This window comes from Candidatus Glassbacteria bacterium (assembly GCA_019456185.1).
GTDB lineage: Bacteria > Gemmatimonadota > Glassbacteria > GWA2-58-10 > GWA2-58-10 > JAJRTS01.
Map to the genome: position 1 here is coordinate 1 of VRUH01000099.1, position 6911 is coordinate 6911.

The following is a 6911-nucleotide window of genomic DNA, read 5'->3' on the forward strand; positions in this document are numbered from 1 at the left end:
GCGCTGGCTGGCCGCGATGGACGCCTGCGGCGTGGAGTTGGCCGGGCAGCTCGCCGCACGCGATCCCGAGCAGCCGCTGCCCTGGAGCTTTATCGAGTTGCCGGTGAGCGGGAAATTCCTCCGCGCCCAGCTTTCACGGGCCGAAGCCGGACAGAATGTCGCGGATTGCGCCGACGGTACGTGCCTGGGCTGCGGTGTCGATGAACCCGATAACTGCCGTCTGCTGAGCAGCCTGCCCGACGGGACCGGGCAGGGTTCGGACGAACCGGCGGATACCCCGCTGGCTAAGGGAATCCTGCCGACCGTGGAAAATACTGACGGGCGTGATGTCTGGAGGATGCGTTACGCGCGGCGGGGCCTGCTGCGCTTCGTGGGCCACCTTGACAACTCGCGCAACCTCGAGTTCATGCTCCGCCGCTCGCGCCTGCCGGTGGTGCACAGCGCGGGCTACAACGCCAGGATGCGGCTGCATTTCTCGCCGGCTCTGCCCCTGGGGGTCGAAAGCGAGGCCGAGTATCTCGATTTCGAGCTGCTGCCGGTGGCTGAGACCGCGGTCCGCCGGACTCTGGAAGCGGCGTCGAAGGATATGGCCGGGTTCGGGATAATCGAGCTGCAAAAGCTGCCGCCGGGAGTAACCCGCAGGGCGATGGCGCCGGCTATCGCCGCCTGCACCTGGAGCGCGGACATCCCGTTCTCCCTGCTGGCCGCTGAAGTCGACCCCGCGGAAAAGGTCGAGCAGCTGCGCCGTCAACGGATTGAGCAGGGCGGATTTATCGAGCGCCGGGACAAAAAGGGGCGGCCGAAAATAGTTAAGCTGGCGGATGCTTTGGCTCAGCTGACTGTGTCGTCGGACAGCGGGCATCTCAAGCTGCACTTCGACCTGAACTTGCAGGGACCGGACTCCGAGCGCCCGGACAGATTCCTCGGCTGGCTGCTCGAGCTGGACGGCGAAAGCCTGGCCCGCTGCCGGATAGTGAAGGTTAGCGCCAGGCTGCCGCAAGCCGCTTTTGTAGTTACGTGATTTGGTGGTTCGTTTTCCGGCGATGTGCTCGCATAACATTTTACAGCGAGACGGACTACTGTTAAATTTGAAACTGTCTATCGAATGAGAATTGATTCTCCGCCCTTGAGCTCAAGGAGCCGGGAGAGATAGAACGGTTTAATGCTTTTATTGCAACTTTCAGGAATGAGTTATGGCTAATCAACCCAGACACAAATCGGTAAAACGGGATATTATTATCTCCGTGGCCCTCAAACAGACCAGGATCGCGATCCTGGAAGAGGGCAAGATGGTCGAATTCATGGTCGACCACGAGAGTGAACTCAGGATGGTGGGCGATATCTACAAGGGTGTTGTCCGCCGCGTGCTGCCCGGCATGCAGGCAGCGTTTGTCGATATCGGCCTGCCCAAACACGGTTTCCTTCACGTCAGCGACGTCAACTACGACCTGTTCGATACCGACTACGACAGCGACGACCAGAGCTCCGGCGGCGGCCGCAGGAAGCCGCGCAAGCTCCAGGCGATCCAGGACCAGCTCCAGGAGGGGCAGGAAATCCTGGTTCAGGTGACCAAGGAACCGATTGGCACCAAGGGCTCGCGGGTCAGTACGGACATTTCGCTGCCCGGCAGGCTGATGATTTACAACCCGTTCGACAACCGGATCGGCATCTCGCGCAAGATCGACGACAACCGGCAGCGCGCCCGGATCAAGGATATCGTCAGGAAGATCATTACCCGCAACGAGGGCGTGATTATCCGCACCGTGGCCGAGGATACACCGGCCGACGAGTTCAAGAACGAGTACAACTCGCTCAAGAGCCTGTGGCGGCGGATCAAACGCCAGAGCAGCCAGGTCGAATCACCGAACCTGGTCTACCAGGAAATGAAGCTGATCTCCAGCCTGCTGCGCGATGTGTTCAACGAGCGGGTGGACTCGCTGGTGGTGGATTCCAAGTCCGAGTACAAACGGATCAAGGACTACCTCAAGATTATCGCGCCCAAGCTTACCGACCGTCTCCAGCTCTACAAGCAGCAGGAGCCGCTGTTCACCAAGTATAACCTCGATGACGAGATCCGCAAAGTGTTCAGCAGCAAGGTCTGGCTCAAGCGCGGCGGCTATATCGTGATCGAACAGACCGAGGCCCTGGTCTCGATCGATGTCAACACGGGCCGCTACACGGGCGAAAAAAATCAGGAGCAGACAATCCTGCGGACCAACCTGGAGGCCGCCCGCGAGATCGCCCGCCAGATCCGTCTCCGCGACCTGGGCGGGATCATCGTCGCCGATTTTATCGACATGGAAAGCCGCGAAAACAAGCAGCGCGTGCTCGAGGAATTCCGTCACCACCTCAAGTACGACCGCTCCAAGACCAAGGCGTTCGATGTCAGTCCGCTGGGCCTGGTGGAAATGAGCCGCCAGCGCGTGCGTTCGAGCCTGTTCCAGAGCATGACCGAACCGTGCCCCAACTGCGAGGGCCGCGGCAGGGTGTTCACCCCCGAGGTGGTCACCGGAGAGCTGGAAATCATCCTGCGCAAGCTGACCGCCGACCGTAGGGAGAGCGAACTGCTGCTCAGGGTTCATCCCGCGGTAGCTCTGCACCTGATGGAACAGGAGCGTTTGCTGCTCCGGCAACTGGAGAACCATACGCGCACCAGGCTGCACCTTCGCGACGACCCGTTGATGCGGCTTGATGATTTTGCGGTGTTCAGCCTGCCGTCTAAAAAGCAGCTGGATATCAGGTAGATTTGACTATTGACTTCGCAGTCAATAAGCTTTATTTTTGCGGACTATTTTATCTGAGCAAGGCAGCTTAAGCCGAGAATGCATGTCCAAAGGAGCCGGCGGTTCGATGTATGCGATAGCTAGGAGTGGAGGAAAACAGTTCAAGATCCAGCCCGACGGCGTGATTCGCGTCCCGTCGTTGAGCAGCGAGGTCGGAGACAAGTTGAAGCTGGAGGAAATCCTGCTGGTCGCCGACGGTGAAAAGATCGAGGTGGGCACGCCGCTGGTTGACGGCGCATATGCCGAAGCCACCGTGGTCTGTCACGGCCGCGACAGCAAGATCAGGATTATCAAGTACAAGCGGCGCAAGAACTACCATCGCACCCTCGGCCACCGTCAGGGCTTCACCGACCTCGAGATCGGTAAGATCGTCCTCGGCGCCAAGAAGGCCAAAAAGGCGAAGGCCGAAGCCGCGGAAGTTAAGCAGCAGGCCAAGGCCGCCACCTCCGCCAGGGCCGTGGATAAAAAGACCGAGGCTGCTCCCAGGAAAACTTCCAAACCTGCCGCGGCTAAGAAGACCGGGGGCACCAGGGCTAAGGAAGAAGTGAAAGGCGAGAAGAAGAAGACCGCCGCCAGGAAACCTGCCCGCAAGACTGCTGCCAGGAAAACCGCGGCTGGGGACAAGCAGGAAGCGCAGCCCGGGAAGAAGGCCGCGTCGACAGCGGCTAAGAAGACTACAGCGGCTAAGAAGACCACTGCAGCCAGGAAGAAGGCTGTCGCGCCCAAAAAGGCCGCGGTGTCCAAGAAGGCCGATGAGGCAAAAGGCAAGGAAGACGCCGGCAAGAGTTGAGCGTAGTTTTGCAGCGGAATTTATCTGCGCGACATGTACACGGAAATCGCAGGAGACGGCAATGGCTCATAAAAAGGGAGTGGGAAGTTCCCGCAACGGGCGCGACAGTAACGCACAAAGGCTGGGCGTCAAAGTTTTCGCCGGCCAGTCTGTCAACGCCGGATCGATTATCGTCCGCCAGCGGGGCACCCGCCTTCATCCGGGAAACAACGTGGGCCTGGGCAAGGATCACACGCTTTTTTCCCTGATCGACGGTGTAGTGCAGTACGAGCGTAAGGACAAGACGCGCAAGAAAGTTTCGGTCTATCCGTCAGGCTCGGAGAACTGAAACTTGTAATCCCCTGAATATGAGTATGTTGAAAGCGCCCCGGGTAACCGCCCGGGGCGCTTTTTTTATGTCCGCCGGTGTAGCTGTTTAGTTGACAGCACAGGCGCGTATGTTTAATATAAATAGATATAAAGCATTCTGTATAATGTATGTTGTTCCTCGCCCCCGGGAGGACTGTTGGACCGGCTTACCCTCAGCGGCATGAAGTTCTATTCCCACTCAGGCCTGTTCTCGTTCGAGAAAGACGTAGGTCAGCTCTTCGAGATCGACGTAGACTGCTATGTCGATCTGGCTAAGGCCGCGCGCACGGATAAGGTCGGCGACACGGTCAACTATCCCCTGCTGTTCCAAGCGGTTAAAAAGATCATGGAACACAGCAGTTTCAACCTGATGGAACGCCTGGCCGGAGAGATAGCCGAAACCGCGCTGCGCGATTTCCCGATCCGGAAGATCACCGTGCGCTGCCGCAAGCCGAGGGTACCGGTCAAGGGATTCATCGACTACGCGGAAGTCGAAATCTGCCGGGAGAAGTAGTTTTGGGCCGTAACAGTCAGGTATTCGTTTCCCTCGGCGGCAATCTGGGAAACCTGCGAGCCAATCTGGCGCGGGCGCGCACGAAGATCGCTGAACTCGACTGTACTGATCTCGAATCGGCCTCGGCCCAGAGATTGACCGAGCCGGTGGGTGTTGTCGGGCAGCCGGAATTCCTCAACCAGGTGCTGAGACTTTCCACCGGGCTGGAACCGCAGGCATTGCTGGACTGTTTGCTGGAAATCGAAAAGGGCATGGGCCGGGTCCGCACGAGCCGGTGGGGGCCGCGGATAATCGATCTCGATATCCTGTTTTATGGAGCCTTGCGCCTGGAAACACCCAGCCTGGTGCTGCCGCACCCCGAGGTATGGGTTCGGCCTTTCTTCCTCGATATGATCGGGGAACTAGACAGTACGTTTCTCCAGGAATGGGAGGAATTCCGCGGGGAGAGGGGTTGAGCCGATGAAGACAGCCAGGACCAAAGAGGAAGTCGGCACGGCGGTTGCGCAGGCCCGGCGGGAGGGAAAAGTTGTCGGCCTCGTGCCCACGATGGGCGGTTTCCACGATGGGCACCTGGAGTTGATCAGAATCAGCGCGAGTCGGGCCGGCTTTACCGTCGTAAGCCTGTTTGTCAACCCGACCCAGTTCGCACCCGGCGAGGACCTGGAGCACTACCCGCGGGACGAGGAGCGCGACCGGAATCTTGCCGCGGCCGAGGGTGCGGGCTTGCTGTTCGCTCCCTCGGTGGATGAAATGTATGCCGCCGGCAGCTCCACTCTCGTCGAGGAAACGGAGTTGAGCCGCACCCTCTGCGGCCTCTCGCGGCCCGGCCATTTCCGCGGAGTGACCACGGTGGTCGCCAAGCTGTTCAATATCGTCCAGCCGGACCTGGCTGTGTTCGGCCGCAAGGACCTTCAGCAGTTGATGGTTATCCGCCGGATGGCGCGCGATCTCGCTTTTCCGGTGGAAATACTTGATGCGCCGGTGGTCAGGGAACCGGACGGCCTGGCGATGAGTTCGCGAAACGTGTACCTGGACCCTGCTCAACGCGAGCGCGCCCCGGGGCTGTACGCTTCCCTGATCAAAACAGCCGGGGCTGTCGCGGCGGGCGATGACCGACTGGACGAATTGCTCTCCAGGGCCAGGGAATCGGTCGAGCAACGCACGGGCGGCAGGGTGGAGTATCTCGAAGCGCTCGACAGCGGCCTCGCACAGGCATCCGCAGCGGCTGATTGCGCCTACCTTGCCGCGGCTGTCCAGCTGGGCGGAACACGGCTGATAGACAACGTCCGGGTACCGCCGGGTGCAGCGGGCGATGGAGTCGAATAACCAAACTTAACCCGTCGTTAGCGGGAGATTGAAAATGACATTGGACAATACTGCAGGCGGCAGCGACAAATCCCGGCCACCCGACCGGGACGGGAACGGCGAGGGCTTGATTTTCAGCCAGAACCTCGAACTGGATTTCCTGGCCGCGGGCCAGGAGAGTCGCCCGGTTCGCAAACCTGAACCGGAAGCAGAGTCGAGTCCGGCCGAGCGCGAGATCTATTTCCGGCTCGAAGCGGCCAAGGTGGTGGATCTCCTCCGCGGTGAACTGGAGCGGTTCGGCGCCTCCGACGGTGTGTTCGAGATGGTGGAGGAATTGTGGCGGAGCTGGCTGGCTCTCTGGGGAGATGGACGGGAGCGGGGTGTTGCTGAGTTTACGGAACTGTTCCGGGTTGCGCACCGGGCGTTCGAGGCAGCCGTGGAGCGCGGGGCCGATGAGTTTTCCGCTCCGGAGAAACTGGCGCTGGGCAGGCTGATGCAGGCTATGGAGCGGCTTGTCGCCGGGGAGGTCGATGACGAGGATATCGCCTGGTGCACGGAGGCGGGCTACCGGGTGGCGCGGATGATCGCGGCCTGGAATTCCGGGGGACAACCCGAGCCGGACCAGGCTCACGAAAGCGCGGAACTCGCCGCCGTGGATGATATCTCCGGCTCGATTGACGAATGGTTCAGCCAGGTGAGCAGGTTTATCCCCCAGTTGCATGATGATGAACCTGAAGAGGCTTCGATGGAGTCTGACGGGGAATCGGTGTTTTCGGCGCGTGAAATCCAACCGTCGCTGGAAGCGCACGAAGATGATATCGATCTGGAACACGTGCGGGAACTTGATCCGGCCGGCACGGAGACGCCGGGTGCGAGGGTCGAGGCGGAGCCAGTTGCCGGCTTGAGCGTTGTCCCGCCGGTCGAAGATAAGCGGCGGGTGGCCGGACAGGAAAAGACCGGGTCGGGGGGCAGGGAGGAGATCGTGCTGGAAGGCACCAGTGAGGGTTGGCTGGCGGAGGTATATTTCAGCGAGTGCTGTCTGGAAGCTGTCGAGGCGATCAGGAGCAATGTCGACTATTTCGAGGGCCATTCCGCCAGACGCACGGCCAGAATTTTCGGCGATCACGTTGATTACCTGATTCAGCTCTCACGCGATTTCGGGATTACTGAG

Annotated in this window: 7 protein-coding genes and 1 pseudogene; all 8 read left to right on the plus strand. The window is 60.2% G+C overall.

The features are described from left to right. Positions 1 to 1021 (plus strand): DUF2344 domain-containing protein (locus tag FVQ81_17845; protein ID MBW7998395.1); only part of this gene is annotated, 1021 nt, incomplete at its 5' end. Positions 1022 to 1193: 172 nt separating this feature from the next. Further along, a complete protein-coding gene (locus FVQ81_17850) occupies positions 1194 to 2744 on the plus strand; it encodes an Rne/Rng family ribonuclease (protein ID MBW7998396.1) in 1551 nt (516 codons plus the stop codon). A 106-nt stretch (positions 2745 to 2850) separates the two neighbouring features. Beyond that, positions 2851 to 3144 (plus strand): annotated as a pseudogene (rplU, locus tag FVQ81_17855) (50S ribosomal protein L21). 490 nt (positions 3145 to 3634) lie between these two features. Beyond that, a complete protein-coding gene (locus FVQ81_17860) occupies positions 3635 to 3901 on the plus strand; it encodes a 50S ribosomal protein L27 (GenBank protein MBW7998397.1) in 267 nt (88 codons plus the stop codon). Positions 3902 to 4078: 177 nt separating this feature from the next. Then, a complete protein-coding gene (gene folB / locus FVQ81_17865; protein ID MBW7998398.1) occupies positions 4079 to 4435 on the plus strand; it encodes a dihydroneopterin aldolase in 357 nt (118 codons plus the stop codon). Continuing rightward, entirely contained in the window at positions 4363 to 4890 is a 528-nt protein-coding gene (gene folK, locus FVQ81_17870; GenBank protein MBW7998399.1) for a 2-amino-4-hydroxy-6-hydroxymethyldihydropteridine diphosphokinase, read from the plus strand. Before folB ends, folK begins: the two co-directional genes overlap by 73 nt. Before the next feature lie 4 nt (positions 4891 to 4894). Further along, positions 4895 to 5761 (plus strand): pantoate--beta-alanine ligase, encoded by an 867-nt coding sequence (locus FVQ81_17875; protein MBW7998400.1) that lies wholly within the window; start codon positions 4895 to 4897, stop codon positions 5759 to 5761. Positions 5762 to 5795: 34 nt separating this feature from the next. Beyond that, positions 5796 to 6911 (plus strand): hypothetical protein (locus FVQ81_17880; protein ID MBW7998401.1); only part of this gene is annotated, 1116 nt, incomplete at its 3' end.